Annotated in this window: 20 protein-coding genes; 4 read left to right on the forward strand and 16 right to left on the reverse strand. The window is 52.7% G+C overall.

The annotated features are described in order from the left end of the window. On the forward strand, nucleotides 1-320 hold a 320-nt coding region (locus OGV98_RS18385), incomplete at its 5' end, for a hypothetical protein (protein WP_286551905.1). On the opposite strand, the gene hemG is transcribed toward OGV98_RS18385, so the two are convergent. Genes hemG through pepQ form a run of 4 tightly spaced genes read right to left on the reverse strand, consistent with a single transcriptional unit; the run spans nucleotide 312 to nucleotide 4,304 of the window. Then, nucleotides 312-857 (reverse strand): menaquinone-dependent protoporphyrinogen IX dehydrogenase, encoded by a 546-nt coding sequence (hemG, locus tag OGV98_RS18390; protein ID WP_003017846.1) that lies wholly within the window; start codon nucleotides 855-857, stop codon nucleotides 312-314. The genes OGV98_RS18385 and hemG overlap by 9 nt on opposite strands. An 11-nt stretch (nucleotides 858-868) precedes the next feature. Beyond that, nucleotides 869-2,320: a Trk system potassium transporter TrkH gene (trkH, locus tag OGV98_RS18395; RefSeq protein WP_003017848.1), complete on the reverse strand. Its 1,452-nt coding sequence runs from the start codon at nucleotides 2,318-2,320 to the stop codon at nucleotides 869-871. Nucleotides 2,321-2,358: 38 nt separating this feature from the next. Continuing rightward, complete coding sequence (locus OGV98_RS18400; RefSeq protein ID WP_202580887.1) at nucleotides 2,359-2,973, reverse strand: IMPACT family protein; 615 nt, start codon at nucleotides 2,971-2,973, stop codon at nucleotides 2,359-2,361. Continuing rightward, nucleotides 2,973-4,304 carry a Xaa-Pro dipeptidase gene (gene pepQ, locus OGV98_RS18405; RefSeq protein ID WP_110249240.1) on the reverse strand — a complete coding sequence of 444 codons (1,332 nt, stop codon included), beginning with the start codon at nucleotides 4,302-4,304 and terminating at the stop codon, nucleotides 2,973-2,975. The genes OGV98_RS18400 and pepQ overlap by 1 nt, the downstream gene beginning before the upstream one ends. Nucleotides 4,305-4,493: 189 nt before the next feature. On the opposite strand from pepQ, the gene fadB reads away from it, so the two are divergent. Together fadB and fadA are read left to right on the forward strand one after the other, a co-directional pair. After that, nucleotides 4,494-6,683, forward strand: a complete 2,190-nt coding sequence (fadB, locus tag OGV98_RS18410) for a fatty acid oxidation complex subunit alpha FadB (protein ID WP_003017855.1) — start codon at nucleotides 4,494-4,496, stop codon at nucleotides 6,681-6,683. Between the two features lie 9 nt (nucleotides 6,684-6,692). After that, on the forward strand, nucleotides 6,693-7,856 hold the full coding sequence (fadA, locus tag OGV98_RS18415) for an acetyl-CoA C-acyltransferase FadA (protein WP_003017858.1): 1,164 nt from the start codon (nucleotides 6,693-6,695) through the stop codon (nucleotides 7,854-7,856). Between the two features lie 178 nt (nucleotides 7,857-8,034). Here fadA and OGV98_RS18420 read toward each other — a convergent pair whose 3' ends face one another. From OGV98_RS18420 to ubiD, 4 genes are all read right to left on the reverse strand, one after another. Then, nucleotides 8,035-9,015 carry a LacI family DNA-binding transcriptional regulator gene (locus tag OGV98_RS18420; protein ID WP_044714739.1) on the reverse strand — a complete coding sequence of 327 codons (981 nt, stop codon included), beginning with the start codon at nucleotides 9,013-9,015 and terminating at the stop codon, nucleotides 8,035-8,037. Nucleotides 9,016-9,022: 7 nt separating this feature from the next. Continuing rightward, nucleotides 9,023-9,937, reverse strand: a complete 915-nt coding sequence (locus tag OGV98_RS18425) for an ROK family protein (protein ID WP_003844652.1) — start codon at nucleotides 9,935-9,937, stop codon at nucleotides 9,023-9,025. Nucleotides 9,938-10,164: 227 nt separating this feature from the next. Continuing rightward, nucleotides 10,165-10,866: an NAD(P)H-flavin reductase gene (fre, locus tag OGV98_RS18430; RefSeq protein WP_003017873.1), complete on the reverse strand. Its 702-nt coding sequence runs from the start codon at nucleotides 10,864-10,866 to the stop codon at nucleotides 10,165-10,167. A 40-nt stretch (nucleotides 10,867-10,906) separates the two neighbouring features. After that, entirely contained in the window at nucleotides 10,907-12,400 is a 1,494-nt protein-coding gene (gene ubiD, locus OGV98_RS18435) for a 4-hydroxy-3-polyprenylbenzoate decarboxylase (protein ID WP_003841240.1), read from the reverse strand. A 204-nt stretch (nucleotides 12,401-12,604) separates the two neighbouring features. Between ubiD and rfaH the strand changes: the two genes are divergently transcribed. Further along, complete coding sequence (rfaH, locus tag OGV98_RS18440; RefSeq protein WP_003017881.1) at nucleotides 12,605-13,093, forward strand: transcription/translation regulatory transformer protein RfaH; 489 nt, start codon at nucleotides 12,605-12,607, stop codon at nucleotides 13,091-13,093. Between the two features lie 5 nt (nucleotides 13,094-13,098). On the opposite strand, the gene tatD is transcribed toward rfaH, so the two are convergent. The 8 genes from tatD to rmuC all read right to left on the reverse strand — a co-directional run bounded on the left by tatD (nucleotide 13,099) and on the right by rmuC (nucleotide 20,138). After that, nucleotides 13,099-13,881 carry a 3'-5' ssDNA/RNA exonuclease TatD gene (gene tatD / locus OGV98_RS18445; protein WP_202580888.1) on the reverse strand — a complete coding sequence of 261 codons (783 nt, stop codon included), beginning with the start codon at nucleotides 13,879-13,881 and terminating at the stop codon, nucleotides 13,099-13,101. A gap of 41 nt (nucleotides 13,882-13,922) precedes the next feature. Further along, nucleotides 13,923-14,714 carry a Sec-independent protein translocase subunit TatC gene (gene tatC, locus OGV98_RS18450; RefSeq protein WP_003017884.1) on the reverse strand — a complete coding sequence of 264 codons (792 nt, stop codon included), beginning with the start codon at nucleotides 14,712-14,714 and terminating at the stop codon, nucleotides 13,923-13,925. Nucleotides 14,715-14,716: 2 nt separating this feature from the next. After that, nucleotides 14,717-15,265: a Sec-independent protein translocase protein TatB gene (tatB, locus tag OGV98_RS18455; protein ID WP_003841235.1), complete on the reverse strand. Its 549-nt coding sequence runs from the start codon at nucleotides 15,263-15,265 to the stop codon at nucleotides 14,717-14,719. A gap of 3 nt (nucleotides 15,266-15,268) precedes the next feature. After that, a complete protein-coding gene (gene tatA, locus OGV98_RS18460) occupies nucleotides 15,269-15,523 on the reverse strand; it encodes a Sec-independent protein translocase subunit TatA (RefSeq protein ID WP_003017888.1) in 255 nt (84 codons plus the stop codon). Between the two features lie 78 nt (nucleotides 15,524-15,601). Then, complete coding sequence (gene ubiB, locus OGV98_RS18465) at nucleotides 15,602-17,242, reverse strand: ubiquinone biosynthesis regulatory protein kinase UbiB (protein ID WP_003017891.1); 1,641 nt, start codon at nucleotides 17,240-17,242, stop codon at nucleotides 15,602-15,604. Beyond that, nucleotides 17,239-17,844 (reverse strand): ubiquinone biosynthesis protein UbiJ, encoded by a 606-nt coding sequence (gene ubiJ, locus OGV98_RS18470; protein WP_003017894.1) that lies wholly within the window; start codon nucleotides 17,842-17,844, stop codon nucleotides 17,239-17,241. Before ubiJ ends, ubiB begins: the two co-directional genes overlap by 4 nt. 13 nt (nucleotides 17,845-17,857) lie before the next feature. Next, complete coding sequence (gene ubiE, locus OGV98_RS18475; RefSeq protein ID WP_003017897.1) at nucleotides 17,858-18,613, reverse strand: bifunctional demethylmenaquinone methyltransferase/2-methoxy-6-polyprenyl-1,4-benzoquinol methylase UbiE; 756 nt, start codon at nucleotides 18,611-18,613, stop codon at nucleotides 17,858-17,860. A gap of 94 nt (nucleotides 18,614-18,707) precedes the next feature. After that, entirely contained in the window at nucleotides 18,708-20,138 is a 1,431-nt protein-coding gene (gene rmuC, locus OGV98_RS18480; protein WP_003017901.1) for a DNA recombination protein RmuC, read from the reverse strand. Nucleotides 20,139-20,277: the final 139 nt, after the last annotated feature.

Here is a 20,277-nt window from a genome sequence, read left to right on the forward strand (position 1 = left end):
TCATTTTTCGTCTTGCGACGTTAAGAATCCGTATCTTCGAGTGCCCACACAGATTGTCTGATAAATTGTTAAAGAGCAGTGCCGCTTCGCTTTTTCTCAGCGGCGCGGGGTGTGCATATTACGCCATCCCGCTGCGAAGTCAAGCATTTAATTTCACTTTCTTCGCCGGAGTTCTCAGTGGAACCCCGCTGACCCGGCGGCTTGTAATCCGTTGTTCCGTGTCAGTGGAGGCGCATTATAGGGAGTTATTTCAGGCTGACAAGGGGAAATTTAAAATAATCTTCCGAGTGCGTATTTTTTATTCTTTACGTTTATTTTAACGACGTTTTGTTGGTTAATTGGGCTATTTCCCGCGCAAATCTCGCAACCTGTTCCCAATCGGTATACACCACTTCTTTATTCGTATCCGTTTCACCGCCTGACATCTTCATTATCAGTTGGATCATAACTCGGTCATACCAGCGATAGCGGGGATACAGCAAAGCACCCGCAATGACTGCACTGTGATCTGGTCGCCACGGCGAACTCATCAGGAACTTACGCGCATAGCTGTTGGTTTGCGGCGTACGTTTCTCCGGTTTACGGGCAACGAGGTTTACGGAGTAGAACGCACTCGGCATCGAATTCAGCCGTGTGGCATGCTTTTTCACAAACTCCTGAAAAGCAGCATGGTAATGACCATAGCGAATCGAGGCGCCAATCACCACGCTGTCATAATTTTGCCAGTCCGGCTCCGCGGTACGATGCAAATTAACAACATCTGCCCAAACGCCCAGCTCTTTGAGTTCAGAAGCCAGATATTCAGCGATTTCACGCGTTTGTCCGTCCCGGGAAGAAAAAAGAATCAGTGTTTTCACGTGTTACTCCATTATTCACGCCAGAAGGTAGGGGTAAAGAGCACCAGCAGAGTAAAGACCTCCAGACGACCAAACAGCATATTGGCAATCAGGATCCACTTCGCCACAGGGTTCATACTGGCAAAGTTGTCGGCAACAACCCCCAGTCCAGGCCCCAGGTTATTCAACGTTGCCACAACAGAGGCAAACGCGGAGAAGTCATCAACGCCGGTCGCAATAATCGCCAGCATACTGATAATAAAGACCAACGCATAGGCAGAGAAGAATCCCCATACGGCTTCAAGAATTCGCTCCGGCAACGCACGGTTACCCAGTTTGATACTGTAAACCGCATTCGGATGAACCAGTCGTTTCAATTCGCGGTTGCCTTGCTTAAACAGCAGCAGGATACGAATCACCTTCAAGCCCCCCCCCGTCGACCCGGCACAGCCGCCGATAAAAGCAGAACACAGCAACAGCACCGGCAGGAACAGCGGCCAGCGGGCAATACTGTCCGTGGTAAATCCGGCAGTCGTCGCCATCGATACCACCTGGAAAAAGGCCTGGTTAATCGTCGTGAGCGCCGAGCCATAGGTATTGTGTATCCACAGCACCAACGTACAGACAGCCACCAGCGTCAACTGCACGCCGATGAACATGCGGAATTCCGGATCGCGCCAGTAAACCTTCAGACTACGCCCGCTTAATAAAGAGAAGTGCAGACCGTAGTTACAACCGGAGATCAGCAAGAAGATAGCAATAATCGTATTAATCGTGGGACTGTCGAAATACCCCACGCTGGCATCGTGTGTGGAAAAACCACCGATGGCAATCGTGGCAAAACTGTGCCCAATGGCGTCAAACGCGGGCATCCCGGCAAACCATAGCGCCAGCGCGCACGCCACCGTCAGTAATACATAGATAAGCCACAGCGTTTTCGCCGTTTCGGCAATACGCGGGCGCATCTTATTATCTTTCAACGGCCCCGGCATTTCTGCCCGATAGAGCTGCATCCCACCCACGCCAAGAATAGGCAGGATAGCCACCGCCAGCACGATGATCCCCATCCCGCCGAACCATTGCAGCATCTGGCGATAAAAGAGAATCGCGTGTGGCAATGAATCCAGCCCCACCAGCGTCGTTGCACCGGTGGTGGTCAATCCGGAAAAGGATTCAAAAAAAGCGTCGGTTATCGTCAGGTTTGGGCTTTCCGCAAAGATGAACGGTAGCGCACCCACGCTGCCCAGAACGGTCCAGAACAAAACGACAATCAGAAATCCTTCGCGCGATTTCAGCTCGCCCTTCTCCTTACGGTTTGGCCACCACAGCATGGAGCCGATCGCCAAAGCAACGAAGAAAGTTTGGGTGAATGCACGCCCTGCCCCGTCACGGTAGATGAGCGCTACCAGTCCAGGGATAATCATTGTCCCCGAGAATAAGATGACCAGTAGTCCAACGATTCGGGTGATGGCGCGAAAATGCATCTCTGCCGCTTCCTTAGTTCTTTAAAATGAGGTGGGGATTATTCTTCAATCGCTAACAATTGCAATGAACCACGACTAAAATCCGCCAGTTTTGCCGAAAACTCATCCACTTTGGCAAAAGGAAGCGCCACCCTGAGTCGAACAAAAGCCTGGTAATCACTGGCAACGACTTTACCGTCAAACTGCCCCAGCAAAGCTTCCATGCCTGCCAGCTGACCGTACTCACACTGCAAAGTATATTCGGTTAATGGCGTCTTGCGCTGTGTCGTTAACTGGCGCAACGCCTGATTCACACCGCCGCCGTAGGCTTTTACCAATCCTCCAGTACCGAGAAGGATACCGCCGTAGTAGCGCACGACTACAGCGGTAATCTCACCGACACCGCTCCCCATCAGCTGTGCGAGCATCGGTTTACCTGCCGTACCCGCCGGTTCGCCATCGTCTGAAAATCCTAGCTGCTGCGAGTCATTGGGCGCACCCGCCACCCACGCCACGCAATGGTGGCGGGCGTCCGGGTGTTCCGCTTTGACTGATTCAACAAACGCTTTTGCCGCTTCTACGCCGTCCGTATGGGCGAGCAGCGTAATGAAGCGGCTTTTTTTGATCTCTTCGACGACGCTAACCGGCCCCGCAGGGATTAACCAACTGTCCATTACGCCAGTTTCAAATCCCGAGTCATGTTTTCGATATTGTTTTCGTGGACCACCACGTTGTCTTCAATACGAATACCGCCGAACGGTTTCAGGGCTTCAATTTTCTGCCAGTTGAAGTGTTTGCTGAACTGCCCTTCACGCCACGGCGCCAGCAGAGATTCAATGAAGTAAATGCCCGGTTCGATGGTCAGAACCATGCCCGGTTGCAATACGCGGGTGCAACGCAGGTAAGGATACTTCGACGGCGCGGCCAGATGGGTACCACTGTCATCCTGCATAAAGCCAGCGACATCATGTACCTGCAGGCCCAGCGGGTGACCAATGCCGTGTGGCATAAACGGCCCGGTAAGATCGTTTTCTACCATCGCCTCTTCACTCATATCGGTGATGATTTGATGCTTACGCAGCAGCTTCGCGATGCGCTGATGGAACTGAATGTGGTAATCCACGTAGCTGGTACCTGCTTTCATGGTGGCAATCAGCGCCAACTCTTCGTCGTTAACGTCTTTCACCAGATGCGCATAGTCGTTGTCGCTTTTCGCCGACCAGGTACGCGTCAGGTCTGCCGCATAGCCGTTGTATTCCGCGCCAGCGTCGAGCAAGAAGCTGCGGATTTCAGACGGCGCCTGATGATCCAGCTTGGTGTAATGAAGAACCGAAGCATGCTCGTTAAGCGCCACGATGTTGCTGTATGGCACGTCGGTGTCGCGGTGACCGGTGGCAGTCAGGTAAGCGAGGTTGATGTCAAACTCGCTCATTCCGGAACGGAACGCTTCTTCTGCTGCACGGTGTCCATTTACCGCCATTTTCTGCGCTTCGCGCATACAGGCCAGTTCGTAGTCCGTTTTATAGGCACGGTAATAATGCAGGTAGTCAATCACCCCTTTCGGGTTGATGTTGCTGGCCGCGATGTCCAGTTGCAGGGCACGTTCCGGAACCGGGCCAATGTAACCGATATTGCTGCGAGCAGCAGGCAGTTGGCTACCGATACCATCCGCTTTCGGCAGCGCGATGATCTCGATTTCTTCCGTCCAGAAAGAGGTCGGCAGCGGCTCAACGTTGTGCCAGTAATCGACCGGCAGGTAGAACCACAGTTTCGGCTTGTTTACGCCATCCACCAGCAACCAGCAGTTAGGAACCTGCGTGACAGGCACCCAGGCTTTGAATTGCGGATTGACCTTAAACGGGTACGGATGATCGTCGAGAAAGACGTTAACAAGTTCGCCTGAGTGAATAAGTAACGCATCCAGCTTGAAGCGCTCCAGCGCGTCGCGCGTCCGTTCTTGTAAGGTAACGATATGATTTTTATAGAGTGCGGCCAGTGATTCCATTTTCTATCCTTCTGTTTTTTTGACCTCAAGTCTCCGCATCTTAGCACATCGCTTTGTGAGTGCGTGATTTCTGCCGAGCGTGATCGAATCGTCATTTCTTTAATCATTCATTTGCATTTTATTAACATAAAACACACACTTCGATTCATCTGGTATGACCAGATCACCTTGCGGATTCAGGAGACTGACATGCTTTACAAAGGCGACACCCTGTACCTCGACTGGCTGGAAGATGGCATCGCCGAACTGGTGTTCGATGCCCCTGGTTCGGTCAATAAACTCGACACGGCCACCGTTGCCAGCCTGGGCCATGCGCTTGATGTGCTGGAAAAACAACCGAATTTAAAAGGGCTGCTGCTGCGCTCTAACAAAGCAGCCTTTATTGTTGGTGCCGATATCACCGAATTCCTTTCACTGTTCCTCGTGCCTGAAGAGCAACTGAGCCAGTGGCTGCATTTTGCCAACAGCGTCTTTAACCGCCTCGAAGATCTACCTGTTCCGACCCTCTCAGCGGTAAATGGCTATGCGTTGGGCGGTGGCTGCGAGTGTGTCCTGGCAACCGATTATCGTCTGGCAACGCCGGACCTGCGCATTGGTCTGCCGGAAACCAAGCTGGGCATTATGCCGGGCTTTGGCGGCTCTGTGCGTATGCCACGTATGCTGGGTGCGGACAGCGCGCTGGAAATTATTGCGGCAGGTAAAGACGTTGGTGCTGAGCAGGCGCTAAAAATCGGTCTGGTCGATGGCGTAGTGAAGCAAGACAAACTGCTTGATGGCGCGATCGCGGTATTACGTCAGGCGATTAACGGCGACCTCGACTGGAAAGCCAAACGTCAGCCTAAGCTGGAGCCGTTGAAACTCAGCAAAATTGAAGCTGCTATGAGCTTTACCATCGCCAAAGGCATGGTGGCGCAGACGGCAGGTAAGCATTATCCCGCACCGATTACCGCGGTAAAAACCATTGAAGCAGCGGCTCGTTTTGGCCGTGAAGAAGCGCTGAATCTGGAAAATAAAAGCTTTGTGCCACTGGCGCACACCAGTGAAGCTCGCGCGCTGGTTGGGATCTTCCTTAACGATCAGTTCGTGAAAGCCAAAGCCAAAAAGCTCACCAAAAATATTGAAGCACCAAAGCAAGCGGCAGTGCTGGGTGCAGGCATTATGGGCGGCGGCATCGCTTACCAGTCAGCCTGGAAAGGCGTGCCGGTTGTCATGAAAGATATCAACGACAAATCATTAACGCTGGGCATGACCGAAGCGGCCAAACTGCTGAACAAACAGCTTGAGCGCGGCAAAATTGACGGTCTGAAAATGGCGGGCGTGATTTCCACTATTCATCCAACCCTCGACTATAGCGGTTTTGAGCGTGTGGACGTGGTGGTTGAAGCGGTCGTGGAAAACCCGAAAGTGAAAAAAGCGGTACTGGCGGAAACCGAAGATCAGGTTCGCCCGGACACCGTACTGGCGTCGAATACCTCTACCATCCCAATCAACGAGCTGGCTAGCGCGCTCAAGCGCCCGGAAAACTTCTGTGGGATGCACTTCTTTAACCCAGTACACCGCATGCCACTGGTTGAGATCATTCGCGGCGAGAAAAGCTCGGATGAAACCATCGCCAAAGTTGTCGCATGGGCAAGCCAGATGGGCAAAACGCCAATTGTGGTCAACGACTGCCCCGGTTTCTTCGTGAACCGCGTGCTGTTCCCGTATTTTGCCGGTTTTAGCCAGCTGCTGCGCGATGGGGCGGATTTCCGCAAAGTCGATAAAGTCATGGAAAAACAGTTTGGCTGGCCGATGGGCCCGGCTTATCTGCTGGACGTGGTGGGAATTGATACCGCACATCACGCGCAGGCAGTGATGTCCGCAGGCTTCCCTCAGCGTATGCAGAAAGATTATCGCGACGCGATAGACGCCCTGTTTGATGCAAACCGTTTCGGACAGAAAAACGGTCTTGGATTCTGGCGTTATAAAGAAGACAACAAGGGCAAGCCGAAAAAAGAAGAGGATGCCACCGTTGATGATCTGCTGGCAGAAGTCAGCCAGCCGAAACGCGAATTCAGTGATGAAGAGATTATCGCTCGCATGATGATCCCGATGGTCAACGAAGTGGTACGGTGCCTGGAAGAAGGCATTATCGCCAGCCCGGCAGAAGCCGATATGGCGCTGGTGTATGGCCTGGGCTTCCCTCCGTTCCACGGCGGCGCGTTCCGCTGGCTGGATACGCTCGGCAGCGCGAAGTATCTCGATATGGCCCAGCAATATCAGCACCTCGGAGCGCTGTATGAAGTTCCGGCTGGTCTGCGTGATAAGGCGCGCCATAACGAACCGTATTATCCCCAGGTTGAGCCTGCCCGCCCGGTTGGCAGCCTGAAAACGGCTTAAGGAGTCACAATGGAACAGGTTGTAATTGTTGATGCGATCCGTACCCCGATGGGCCGTTCAAAAGGGGGGGCGTTTCGTAACGTGCGGGCAGAAGATCTCTCCGCACACTTAATGCGTAGCCTGCTGGCGCGTAATCCGGCGCTGGATCCAACCGCGCTGGATGACATTTACTGGGGCTGTGTGCAGCAAACGCTTGAGCAGGGTTTCAACATCGCCCGTAACGCCGCGCTGCTGGCGGAAATCCCGCACTCCGTTCCGGCGGTCACCGTGAACCGCCTGTGCGGTTCATCAATGCAGGCGTTGCACGACGCGGCACGTATGATCATGACCGGCGATGCTCAGGCGTGCCTGATTGGTGGCGTGGAGCATATGGGCCATGTACCAATGAGCCACGGCGTTGATTTCCATCCGGGCATGAGCCGCAACGTAGCAAAAGCGGCGGGGATGATGGGTCTGACCGCAGAAATGCTCTCCCGCATGCACGGCATCAGCCGTGAAATGCAGGATGCTTTCGCCGCGCGTTCACATGCTCGCGCCTGGGCTGCAACACAGTCTGGCGCATTTAAAAACGAAATCATCCCGACCGGCGGTCATGATGCCGACGGCGTGCTGAAGCAGTTTAACTACGATGAGGTTATCCGCCCGGAGACAACCGTTGAAGCGCTCTCCACCCTGCGCCCAGCGTTCGATCCGGTTAGTGGAACGGTCACTGCCGGTACCTCCTCCGCGCTCTCCGACGGCGCAGCGGCGATGCTGGTCATGAGTGAAAGTCGCGCCCGTGAACTGGGTCTGACGCCGCGTGCCCGTATTCGTTCGATGGCGGTAGTCGGCTGCGACCCTTCCATCATGGGTTACGGTCCGGTTCCGGCCTCAAAGCTGGCGCTGAAAAAAGCGGGACTCTCCACCAGCGACATCGGCTTGTTTGAAATGAACGAAGCCTTTGCCGCTCAGATCCTGCCGTGCATTAAAGATCTGGGACTGATGGAGCAGATAGACGAGAAGATCAACCTCAACGGCGGCGCGATCGCTCTGGGCCACCCACTGGGATGCTCCGGGGCGCGTATCAGCACCACCCTGCTCAACCTGATGGAACGCAAAGACGTACAGTTTGGCCTGGCGACGATGTGTATCGGGTTAGGCCAGGGCATCGCAACGGTATTTGAGCGAGTTTAATCAAAGATAAATTCCCCTAAATAATTCGCGCTGCATCGCGGCGGCAACTGAGCGAATCCCCGGGAGCATAGATAACTATGTGACCGGGGTGAGCAAAGGCAGCCAACAAAGAGGCAGAGTGAATTATGACGGGGAAAGGTTTAGTTGCCGTTCTTCCCGCCTGTCAGGGGCGGGTTTTTTATTTCCCTGAACTACCACGCACCACTAACTGCACCGGCAACAGCAGATTCTCTTCCTGATTTTCTTCCAGCAATAAACGCAGCGCTTCACGCCCCAATTGTTGTTTATCAACCGCAATGGTGGTGAGTGGTGGATGTGACCAGGCCGCAGCATCAATATCATCAAACCCCACCAACGCAAGATCTTCCGGGATACGTATACCCTGCTGCGTACACACCCGTTGAACAACCAGCGCTGCCGCGTCGTTATAGGCAAAAATGGCGTCGGGCGGCTCTGGCAGACTGAGCAATTCATTAACCGCCTCCACCAAAGATTGCTCGGTATCCAGCAGTGGCGGCGCAATGGCTTCATACTCTGGCGGCATCAGCAAACGGGCTTCATACAATGCCTGACGGTAGCCCTTCTCGCGCTGACGGATGCTGTAGTGCGCAAGCGAACTGGCAAGAAAAGCGATACGGCTGCGCCCTTGCGCAATCAGATGTTGCGTGGCCAGATAACCGCCCTGGGTATTGTCCGGGTTCACGCAAGGCAGGTCCGGCGCCCAGAGATCCACCAGCACCAACGGCAGTTTCATCTGTTGCAGCAAGCCAAGTAATTCAGGCTCAAAAAATCCCGCGCAGATCAGCGCATCAGGCTGGTGCAACATCACCTGCTCACTCACTGCATCGCCTGGACCAATAGAGAGAAAGCTCAGCGCAATACCATGGTCACGACAGTTATCTTCTATCCCCAGCAGCAGTTGAGAATAAAACGGCAATGCCCGGCTGATATTGTGCTGGCGGTGCAGCAAAAACAGGATGCGTTTGATCTTGTCTGCGCGCAGGCGAGAAAAATCATAACCCTGCTGCTGCGCCACAGAAATAATGCGCAGCCGGGTATCTTCACGTAGCCCTGGCTGCCCTTTCAGGGCGCGGGAAACCGCGCCAACCGAGACACCACAAGCTTCGGCAATGTCCCTGATACGTACAGGTTTCGTCATGTCACTCTCATTGATTTACGCTGGCCTTTTGTGCCCCCAGCCAGGCTGCGCCGCGTACGCCGCTGCTGTCACCGTGTCGGGCCTGAACGATCGGCGTACGGCACTGTTTACCAAATACGTACTGCGCCACTCGCGCCTGCAAGCCTGAGTACAGTAAAGTGATATTGGATACCCCACCGCCCAGCACGATAACATCGGGATCGAGCGTATTCACCACCCCCGCCAACGCGCGCGCCAGCTGATCGCAATAGCGTTCCCATAACAAACAGGCATCTGCATCACCCGATTCTACCCGCTGCATAATATGTGGCACATCTGCATGTTGTGCGGTGTGACTCATATACTGACGCTCCAGGCCGCTGCCGGAAATAAAGCTCTCAATACAGTTCACCTGTCCGCAATAGCATGTCACTTCAGCCCCATCCCGAGATTCGTGGTAGCGCGGCAATGCATTATGTCCCCACTCTCCTGCACAGGCGTTAGGTCCGGAGATCAAACGGTTATCGATGCATAGTCCACCGCCACAACCGGTACCGAGGATCACACCAAATACCACGCTATGCCCGTGTCCGCTACCGTCCATCGCTTCCGACAGGGTAAAGCAGTTGGCATCATTAGTAACAGGCACGGGTATTCCTAACGCTCGCTCAAGGTCTTGAGCAAAAGCCTGCTGATTCAACACCAGGATGTTCGAATTCTTAATCAAACCTTCGCTATCCACCGCGCCAGGCACTCCAACACCAACCGATAAAGACTGATTAACGGCCAGTCTGGCCTTAGAAATCATCTCCGTCACGGCCTGGAAAAAATCACCGTAACTCTGCTTTGGTGTCGCACATCGCTCGCGGTAAACAATTTCACCCGCGTTATCAATCACCACCGCTTCAATTTTAGTCCCGCCGATATCCAGTCCGAGCCTCATGGTTTTCCCTCGTTGATGTCCAGCAATGTGATGCGATACAGCTTGCCCATTTTGTTTACTAAACAAAATGAGACCCGTCACAAAAAATCAGTTTTATGGTTAATAGATAGGAAAAACATGTTTACTAAAAATGTTCTGAAAAGAGGAGCAGTGAGACCGGGCTTGCACCCTGTTAGAAGAAGTAAGGTTGATGATGGATGCGCCGGAAGGACTCCGGCGCACAGCGCTTAAATGAACGCGAACGCGTCGCCAAACAGGCGATCTTCACGTGCCTGACGCTCATTACAGAACAGGTCGCGCGCGATTTTTGCCATCTCAAAACGACCGGCAATGTAGATATCGTGTTCCGCCAGAGTACCGTAATCCTGCAATACTGCCGTTAACACGGTTCCCGTACGACCACGCCAGCCGTCTTCAGGCTGCTCTACCACCGGCTCAACACGCAGGTTCGGGTGATTCACCGACAATGCTTCCAGCTCTGAGAGATCGTAGAGATGCTTCTCTTCGCGCCCGCCCCAGTAAATAGTGATATCGCGGTTGGGATTGCGTGCCAGCGCGGTAAGCAGAATAGAACGCACGTAAGAGAACCCTGTACCTCCGGCAATCAGGATCAGCGGGCGCTCGTCTTCATCACGCAGCCAGGCTTCGCCATGCGGAATATCGACCTTGATTTCCCGGTCTTTCAGAATACGGTCCATCACGGCCATGGCGTAAAGATTTAGCTCAGAGGCGCCAACGTGCAGCTCAATGAATCCTTGCTCGTCCGGCGTTGATGCCATGGAGAACGGACGCTTATCCCTTTCGTCCATCACGACCATTAAATACTGGCCAGCACGAAAGGAAAACGCCGCGTCTGGCACTAAACGAACGCGATATACGGTGTCAGTTATAGCTTCTACCGAGGTCACTTTACAGCTTAAGGTTGTCATGCGCTCTCTCTGTCGGATCAATAGGCAAAACGATCGCGCCTCAGGCGCTTTTGCCGTCATTAAAGATGGCCAGTTCATCCCAAATTGCGTCAATACGCGCAATCACTTCAGGATCTTTTTTAATCGGACGTCCCCATTCGCGTTGGGTTTCGCCCGGCCATTTATTTGTGGCATCCAGCCCCATTTTTGAACCAAGGCCGGAAACCGGCGAGGCAAAGTCCAGGTAATCAATTGGCGTATTCTCTACCAGTACCGTATCCCGGGCGGGGTCCATACGGGTAGTAATAGCCCAAATTACATCATTCCAGTCGCGCGCGTTAACGTCATCATCGCAGACAATAACAAATTTGGTGTACATGAACTGGCGCAAAAACGACCAAACACCCATCATGACGCGTTTGGCATGGCCTGCGTACTGTTTTTTCATCGTCACCACGGCCAGACGATATGAACAGCCTTCCGGAGGCAGGTAAAAATCGACGATTTCCGGGAACTGCTTTTGCAGAATAGGAACGAATACTTCGTTCAGCGCCACGCCGAGCACTGCTGGCTCATCAGGCGGACGTCCGGTATAGGTAGAGTGATAAATAGCATCTTCACGCTGGGTAATGTGGGTGACGGTAAAGACCGGGAAATTATCTACTTCGTTGTAGTAGCCGGTATGATCGCCATAGGGCCCTTCTGGAGCCAGCTCGCCCGGTTCGATGTACCCTTCCAGTACGATTTCTGCGCTGGCAGGCACTTCCAGGTCGTTGGAAATACATTTGACCACTTCGGTCTTGGTACCGCGCAACAGCCCGGCAAATGCGTACTCGGATAATGTATCAGGAACGGGTGTCACAGCCCCCAGAATGGTCGCAGGATCGGCCCCCAACGCCACTGAAACCGGGAAACGTTCACCAGGATGCGCCGCGCACCACTCCTGATAATCAAGCGCGCCGCCGCGATGGGACAACCAGCGCATAATAAGCTTGTTTTTACCAATCAGCTGCTGGCGATAGATGCCCAGATTCTGCCGCTCTTTATGCGGACCACGCGTGACGGTGAGTCCCCAGGTAATCAGCGGCGCGGCATCTTCCGGCCAGCAGGTCATAATCGGAATGCGGTTTAAATCAACGTCATCGCCGGAGTAGATTTTTTGCTGACAAGGCGCACCGCGCAACCGCTTAGTCGGCATGTTCAACACCTGCTTAAACTGCGGCAGCTTATCAAACAGATCGCGGAATCCTTTCGGTGGCTCTGGCTCTTTCAAAAACGCCAACAGTTTACCGACTTCTCGTAGCGCCGAGACATCTTCTTGTCCCATTCCCATCGCAACACGCTTTGGTGTGCCAAACAGGTTACACAGCACCGGCATTGAATAGCCTTTCGGATTCTCAAACAGTAACGCAGGCCCACCGGCACGCAGAGTGCGATCGGCAATTTCAGTAATTTCCAGGTGGGGATCCACCTCAAGCGAAATGCGTTTGAGCTCGCCCTGCTGTTCAAGCAGCGTCAGGAAGTCGCGTAAATCGTGATATTTCATGGCGTCCATTGTGGCCTCTTCGTAAGCGCTTCATTATACGGCGTTCATCATTGTGATGCTGTATTTTTGTTAAATTAGCGTGAACTCTGGCGATACATATAAGCCCTGGGAGTATATACCCATTGGGTTTCAGCCTGCGTTGAGGCGGGTATAATTAACTTAACGCATGGCTTTTGCTATGCTGGCGCTCAGAACAAGCGGATAAGAGTTATTATGCAATCCTGGTATTTACTGTACTGCAAACGTGGGCAACTTCAGCGAGCCCAGGAACACCTGGAAAGGCAGGCGGTGAACTGCCTGACGCCTATGATCACCCTGGAAAAAATAGTGCGCGGTAAACGTACTACAGTCAGTGAACCACTATTCCCTAATTACATGTTTGTCGAGTTCGACCCGGAAGTGATCCACACCACCACTATCAATGCCACGCGTGGTGTCAGCCATTTCGTCCGTTTTGGCGCGACGCCTGCAACAGTTCCTTCTCCCGTTATTCACCAGCTTTCTATCTACAAGCCTGAAGGAATTGTTGACCCGCAAACTCCTCAGCCAGGGGACAGCGTGATTATTACTGAAGGGGCGTTTGAGGGGCTAAAAGCGATCTTCACCGAACCGGATGGCGAAGCACGTTCCATGCTACTGCTTAACCTGTTGAATAAAGAGGTTAAGCAGAGCGTGAAAAATACCGGCTTTCGAAAAATTTAAGCCGTTTAGAAGGTCACTTCGAACAGTGTTCGGATGTTAGCATCAATGGTTGCTGACAGCCATTGAGGATTTTCCCCGCGCCAGTGGGCAATACGCTCAAGAATATGTGGCAGGTGCGCCGGTTCATTGCGCCGTGACGTCGGTTTAGGCGTTAAGTCGCGAGGGAGTAGGTAAGGCGCATCGGTTTCAATCAGCAGCCTTTCCACCGGAATAAACGGCAGCAGTTCCCGCAGTTCCATCCCCCGGCGCTCATCACAGACCCAGCCGGTGATACCGATATAGAGTCCCCGGTCCACGCAGTCCTGCATCTCCTGCCGCGTTCCGGTAAAACAGTGCAGCACCGCGCCTGGGAGGCTATCCAGCCACGGCTCCAGCAACGTCAGAAAACGCTCATGGGCATCCCGACAATGCATGAAAATCGGCATCTGCAGTTCAGCAGCAATGCGCAGCTGCGCCTCAAAAGCACGTTCTTGCTCCTGCGGCGTGGAGAAATTGCGATTGAAATCCAGACCGCACTCGCCAATAGCGACCACCTCAGACTGGTTTGCCAGCGCGATAATCTCGTCTTCCGTTGAGGATTGCCATTGGCTGCTGTCATGCGGGTGCACGCCAGCCGTGGACCAGCAATGCGGATAATGCTGTGCCAACTTTAGCGCCTGCTGGCTTTCGTGCAGGTTTGTTCCGGTCAGAAGCATACCGTTTACGCCCGCAGCAAAGGCGCGCGCCACAACATCATCCCTGTCTTTTGCAAATTGTGAACTGGTTAAATTAACGCCAATGTCAAACATGCTACCTCCCATATGACAACCGCCCTGACGGGCGGTTGAATTTACTCTTCTGTTTTCTCGGTGGCTTCGGCTTCTTTTGCTTCTTCAGCCTCGTTGTCCTCATCTCGCGTACGTCGCTTGCCGACATAGAAACGAGAGAAGAAAACGCCCACTTCAAACAGGCAGTACATCGGTATCGCCAACAACGTTTGCGAGAAGACATCTGGCGGGGTCAGTAACATCCCGACGACAAATGCCCCAACCACAACGTAAGGACGCTTCTTGCGTAAATCGTCTGGCGTCGTAATGCCCATCCAGCATAGCAGCACAATGGCGACAGGGACCTCAAAAGAGACCCCGAAAGCCATAAACAGCGCCATGACGAAACTGAGATAGCTGGCAATGTCCGTTGATACCTGTACGCCTTGCGGAGCCGTGTTAGCCAGAAAACCAAACGCCAACGGGAAGACAACAAAATAGGCGAATGCCATGCCGATGTAGAACAGCAACGAACTGGAGACCAGCAGCGGCACAACCAGGCGACGTTCATGTTTGTACAAAGCAGGCGCAATGAATGCCCATACCTGGTAGAGGATCACTGGCGCTGACAGGATCAGCGACACCATGAAGGTCAACTTGATTGGCGTAAAGAACGGCGAAGCCACATCGGTGGCGATCATCGTTGCACCCTGCGGCATCTGTTTAATCAGAGGCGCTGCAACCATATGGTAAATGTCGTTGGCAAAATAAACCAACGCCAGAAAGATCACGATTACCGCAATAATGCAGTTCAGGAGTCGCTTACGCAGCTCAATAAGATGCGTGATGAGCGGTTGGGTATCTTCTACAGACATGTTTACGGTTTATCACTCGACGAGGGTGAGGATTCGACAACAGGTGCGGCAGCTTTCTTTTCTGCATCCATCAACGTAGCGGAAGTGTTTTCCGTCGGCTCTGGCGTTTTAGCACCCGTGGATTCCGGTTTTTGCTCCGGCGAACTGGCCTGATTTTCAGCGGCGGCAGGGGTGACCCCTTCTCGCTGCGCTTCACCTTCTTTCACCACCGGATTATGGATAGTGTGCGCTTCATCGCTCGCTTTCTCAGGATCGTGCACGCTGTAAGAACGCTTCATCGATTCTGCCGCTTCACGCAGCTCATCCATTGACGCTTTCAGCTCCGGGGTTAGATTTGTCAGGCTCGCTTTCTCTACTTTCTTCAGGCTGTCCTGAAACTCCTGAAGCTTAAGCTCCTGGGTCAGTTCATTCTGAACAGTAGTTGCAAGGGAACGCAAAGCGCGAACCCAGCCAGCAACCGTTTTTACCGCTACGGGTAATCGTTGCGGCCCCAGAACAATGAGGCCGATCACGAACACCAATAACAGTTCGCTAAAACCGATATCAAACACGGATTATACCTGCTCTTTATCTTGGCTTTTGGCGTCTTCCTTTTTCACTTCGCCCTGCTTATCGGTGATGGATTTAGCTGTAAAATCAGCGTCCTGGCTGGTTTTATCTTGCTTAGGCTCATCATCACCCATCGCTTTTTTGAAGCCTTTAATCGATGCGCCAAGATCGGAACCGATGGAGCCGAGTTTCTTGGTGCCAAATAGCAGTACAACGATGACGGCAATGATCAACAACTGCCAAATACTGATACCACCCATACATGTTCCTCTGTCATAGATGATGAATTAATAAGGCCGTAGTATACGTTACACGGCCTGCCTTGGGCGATGAAAAATTCAGCGCATTTTGCGCCAGCCGATTAACCAGGCTAAGACACCGCCTACCATCAACCAGCCCGGCATAAGCCCCCACTCAGGGCGGCTTACCAGCAGGAATGTTCCACTTAGCAACAATGTTGCGCCAATGCCCAATAAATAACGGGATTGTCCCTGGCGTACATGATTCGCGTGAAGCTCGCGGGCAATCTTATCAACACTGTGCTGTAAATATTTGCCCTGGCGCAAACTGTCATACACCAGTTCAGGTATTTCTGGCATTTTTTCGACCCAGAACGGTGCTTTTTCTTTAAATGCCCTAACGAGCGCCGGAATACCGACCTGATCTTTAATCCAGGATTCGAGGAATGGCTTAGCCGTTTTCCACAAATCTAACTGCGGGTAGAGCTGTCGTCCGACACCCTCAACGTACAGCAGCGTCTTCTGTAGCAATACCAGTTGAGGCTGGACTTCCATATTGAAGCGGCGCGCAGTGTTGAACAAATTCAACAGCACATGACCAAAGGAAATCTCCGCCAGCGGTTTTTCAAAAATCGGCTCGCACACGGTACGAATGGCAAATTCAAACTCTTCTACGTTGGTATCCGGTGGAACCCAACCAGAATCCACGTGCAGTTCAGCAACTTTGCGGTAATCGCGGTTAAAGAACGCAATGAAGTTTTCAGCCAGGTAACGCTTATCTTCTTTGTTTAAAGAGCCCACAATCCCACAATCAATACCAATGTATTTCGGGTTTTCAGGGTGCTCATAACTGACAAAAATGTTCCCGGGGTGCATATCCGCATGGAAAAAGCTGTCGCGGAATACCTGAGTAAAGAAGACCTGAACACCACGTTCAGCCAGCAACTTCATATTGGTGCCGTTCTTCTCAAGCGTGGTGACATCTGAAACCGGGATACCGTAAATGCGCTCCATCACCATCATGTTCTGACTGCAATAGTCGGAATACACTTCCGGGATGTACAGCATCGGGCTATCTTCAAAATTACGTCGTAGCTGAATGGCGTTCGCCGATTCGCGCAGCAGATTTAGCTCATCAATCAGCGTTTTTTCATATTCACGGACGACTTCTGTTGGTCGCAGGCGACGCCCATCTGGCAGCAGACGAGGAACCCAACGAGCCAGGCGGTAGATCAGTTTTAAATCCGCTTTGATGACCGGCAGTATGTCCGGGCGAATAACTTTGATCACCACCTCTTTGCCATTCGATTTCAATCGCGCAGTGTGAACCTGAGCAACAGACGCAGATGCCAGCGGCGTGATTTCAAAATCATCAAACCATTCCTCGACGGGCAGCCCGCCCATGGCCTCTTCGATTTGTTTTTTCGCTCTAAGCCCATCAAACGGGGCAACACGATCCTGCAATAGCGCAAGCTGATCGGCGATGTGCGGAGGGAAAAGGTCACGACGGGTGGAGAGCATCTGCCCAAACTTGATCCACACCGGGCCGAGTTCCTGTAAAGCCAGTCTCAGCCTTTCTCCCAGCGGTTTGTCTTTATGTCGGTTGGGCATCCAGAACAACGAGTATCGCCACAACCTAAGCGGCAGCGTGATTCGCATTTTGGGGATGAGTTCATCAAGACCGTAGCTTAAAAAAGTGCGAATGATGAAATAAAGGCGCCGTACTTCACCTGGCGTCATTTGGCCTCCAGTTTTTCCAGCCGTTTGGCCAGAGATTCAACCGCGCGCTCAACGGCTGCCGTTTCTTCAGCAAACCATGCAACCTCTAGTGGGCCAGGAGCCATGCGCCACTCTTCGGTGATCGCTTCGGCGACATAGCGCTGCTGGCGCTGAAAGTTATGGCACAGGAACTTCGCTCCACCACGCAAGACTTTGCTGACCCCTTCCGCGACGATATCGCCGGTATAGGGTGCTAACAGTTCTGCAGGATCCAACTCGGCCAGATCGGCCAGCGCAACAAAGTTCTGTACTACCTGGATATCACCCTGGACTTCCAGTTCACCGCTGCGGATAAGCGTGGTGAGTTGCTGTCTGTCACGCAATTTCGGTAACACACTGGCATATGTGATTACGGTGCAATCGGCTTCGCCTTCCCACGCCCCCAGCACATCGACCTGGCGCTCACTAAACACCAGGACTAACGATGTTGAAAATCCTTTGAGATCAACACGTAGCACTTTGCCCTGTAAACGCGTTCTGGCTGACTTGAGCGCAGGAGAGCGGTACAGAAAGGTGTTGAGCAGATTTTCAACGCCTGCGGTCACTAAGGGTTTTAAAGGCATCCCCACTCTCCTGTCAGAACTTGTAACCACGATGCAGCGCAACGACACCTGCTGTCAGGTTGTAGTAATCAACGCTTTCGAACCCGGCATCTTGCATCATTGCTTTTAAGGTGTCCTGATCGGGATGCATGCGGATGGATTCCGCCAGATAGCGATAGCTGTCCGCATCGCTTGCTACCATTGAACCTATACGCGGCAGAACATGGAAAGAGTACGCGTCGTAGGCTTTGCTCAACGGTTCGATAATCGGCTTGGAGAATTCCAGCACCAGTAAACGTCCGCCCGGCTTCAATACGCGGTACATGGAGCGTAATGCTTTGTCTTTATCCGTAACGTTGCGCAGACCGAAAGAGATGGTGATGCAGTCAAACGTGTTGTCAGGGAAAGGTAGTGCTTCAGCATTCGCCTGAACGTACTCAACGTTACCCACCACACCAATATTGCGCAGCTTTTCGCGACCCATTTTGAGCATTGAGTCATTGATATCCGCCAGCACAACTTTGCCGGTTTCGCCTACCATGCGAGAGAATTTCGCCGTCAGATCGCCGGTACCGCCTGCTAAATCGAGAACGGTTTGCCCGCGACGCACGCCACTGCAGTCAATGGTGAAGCGCTTCCACAAACGATGAATGCCAAATGACATTAAGTCATTCATAACGTCATATTTAGAGGCCACAGAATGAAAAACGTGGGCCACCATGTCAGCTTTCTGCTCTTTAGCGACGGTCTGAAAGCCAAAGTGCGTCGTTTCTTGTGAATTATCCACCATCTCAGTGCCTGCTCATCCAAAAAATGTTCGAGAAGTGTAACAGATTGGGCCAATTTGCCCTACCCTTCTGCCGGGTTCAACTACCCCAAATGGACTAGTTTGATTGCTGATTTACCGCTTCACCATCGGGGTAAGACGCATCTTGTTGCGTCTCAGGGACCGAGCGCAAGCGGTATTCTTCATCCTGCGTAGTGGCTTGCTCAGCCAGCTCAGGATTAATCTCGCGCTTAATTTCTACACCTAAACTGCGAAACGCTTCTGCCTGCGACAGGACGTTTCCACGACCGGAAGAGAGTTTTTTCATCGCCTGTCGGTAATTATCCTGGGCTTTGTCCAGGCTTTGACCTATTGCCGACATATCATCCACAAACAACCGCATCTTGTCATAAAGTTTGCTGGCCCGATCGGCAATTTGTTGCGCATTACGACTCTGATGCTCGTAGCGCCACAGGTTGGCAATCGTGCGCAATGCCACCAACAGCGTGGTAGGGCTCACCAGCATAATGTTATTTCTAAGCGCTTCGGTAATCAGTTCGGGCTGTCTGTCGAGCGCCAGCAAAAAAGCGGGCTCAACGGGGATAAACATCAGCACATAGTCAAGCGTACGCAGCCCCGGAAGCTGCTGATAGTCTTTGCGGCCCAGCAGACGAATGTGGTTGCGCACCGAGGCGATGTGCTCCTGCAACGCGCTCTCGCGGGTGAATTCATCTTCAGCGTTAAAATAGCGTTCATAGGCGACCAGCGTCATTTTCGCATCAATCACCACATCTTTGCCCTGCGGTAATCGGACAATAACATCCGGCTGCATCCGCGAACGGGCGTCGTTTTCGATGCTGACCTGGGTTTCGTATTCATAGCCTTCGCGCAGACCGGAAGCCTCAAGCACCCGCGTGAGTACGACCTCGCCCCAGTTACCCTGCGTTTTGTTATCGCCTTTTAATGCCCGCGTCAGGTTTACCGCTTCCTGTGCCATCTGCGCATTCAGTTGCTGGAGATTACGAATTTCGTGCGCCAGAGTATGACGTTCCTGTGCCTCTTTACCAAAGCTATCCTGAACCTGGCGTCGAAAACCGTCCAGTTGTTCGCGAAGCGGTGCCAACAGGCTGTTCAGGCTTTGGCGATTTTGCTCATCTACGCGGCGATTGCTGTGCTCGAATATACGGTTCGCCAGATTTTCAAACTGCTCGCTCAGGCGCTGTTCGCTGTTGATCATCTGACGAATCTTATCTTCCGCATGCTGTTGCGTTGCTTCCAGCCGGGTGGTGACTTCACGGAGATCAGCTTCCAGAGAGGTGTTGATACTGTGCAGGCTGCGCAATTCGTTATTAAGCAGTTCGCACTCATCACGCCAGTGGGCTTCCTGTGAGAGTTGTTGCCGGGCGGCACTTAGCGCGATATCCAGTTCACGTCGTTCTTCGATGAGATCGGCACGGATCCTGTCGGCGTGCGCTTTTGTTGCCAGCCACCCAACCAGCAGCCCTGCGGCTAACGCCAACACGGCACTCATCATAATTGAAATATCCACAACGCCCCCTTACAGCAACGACTTACCCGCACAAAATAGAATTGTGCTGTATAAACGTCCAGTTTAAAAGGAATTTCCTGCGAGGTACTACGCAAAATAAAAAGGCCGAACGCGTCGGCCTTTTTGAATAGACGGGAGA

The organism is Citrobacter sp. Cf136 (genome assembly GCF_030333815.1).
In the GTDB taxonomy this organism is placed as follows: Bacteria; Pseudomonadota; Gammaproteobacteria; order Enterobacterales; family Enterobacteriaceae; genus Citrobacter; species Citrobacter freundii.

Coding starts and splice junctions, on each gene's coding strand:
- OGV98_RS18420 (WP_044714739.1), bottom strand. CDS start 9,015: ATGACGAAACCTGTACGTATCAGGGACATTGCCGAAGCTTGTGGTGTC.
- tatD (WP_202580888.1), bottom strand. CDS start 13,881: ATGTTTGACATTGGCGTTAATTTAACCAGTTCACAATTTGCAAAAGAC.
- tatC (WP_003017884.1), bottom strand. CDS start 14,714: ATGTCTGTAGAAGATACCCAACCGCTCATCACGCATCTTATTGAGCTG.
- ubiB (WP_003017891.1), bottom strand. CDS start 17,242: ATGACGCCAGGTGAAGTACGGCGCCTTTATTTCATCATTCGCACTTTT.
- fre (WP_003017873.1), bottom strand. CDS start 10,866: ATGACAACCTTAAGCTGTAAAGTGACCTCGGTAGAAGCTATAACTGAC.
- ubiJ (WP_003017894.1), bottom strand. CDS start 17,844: ATGCCTTTAAAACCCTTAGTGACCGCAGGCGTTGAAAATCTGCTCAAC.
- OGV98_RS18425 (WP_003844652.1), bottom strand. CDS start 9,937: ATGAGGCTCGGACTGGATATCGGCGGGACTAAAATTGAAGCGGTGGTG.
- ubiE (WP_003017897.1), bottom strand. CDS start 18,613: ATGGTGGATAATTCACAAGAAACGACGCACTTTGGCTTTCAGACCGTC.
- rfaH (WP_003017881.1), top strand. CDS start 12,605: ATGCAATCCTGGTATTTACTGTACTGCAAACGTGGGCAACTTCAGCGA.
- pepQ (WP_110249240.1), bottom strand. CDS start 4,304: ATGGAATCACTGGCCGCACTCTATAAAAATCATATCGTTACCTTACAA.
- ubiD (WP_003841240.1), bottom strand. CDS start 12,400: ATGGACGCCATGAAATATCACGATTTACGCGACTTCCTGACGCTGCTT.
- fadA (WP_003017858.1), top strand. CDS start 6,693: ATGGAACAGGTTGTAATTGTTGATGCGATCCGTACCCCGATGGGCCGT.
- fadB (WP_003017855.1), top strand. CDS start 4,494: ATGCTTTACAAAGGCGACACCCTGTACCTCGACTGGCTGGAAGATGGC.
- tatA (WP_003017888.1), bottom strand. CDS start 15,523: ATGGGTGGTATCAGTATTTGGCAGTTGTTGATCATTGCCGTCATCGTT.
- OGV98_RS18400 (WP_202580887.1), bottom strand. CDS start 2,973: ATGGACAGTTGGTTAATCCCTGCGGGGCCGGTTAGCGTCGTCGAAGAG.
- trkH (WP_003017848.1), bottom strand. CDS start 2,320: ATGCATTTTCGCGCCATCACCCGAATCGTTGGACTACTGGTCATCTTA.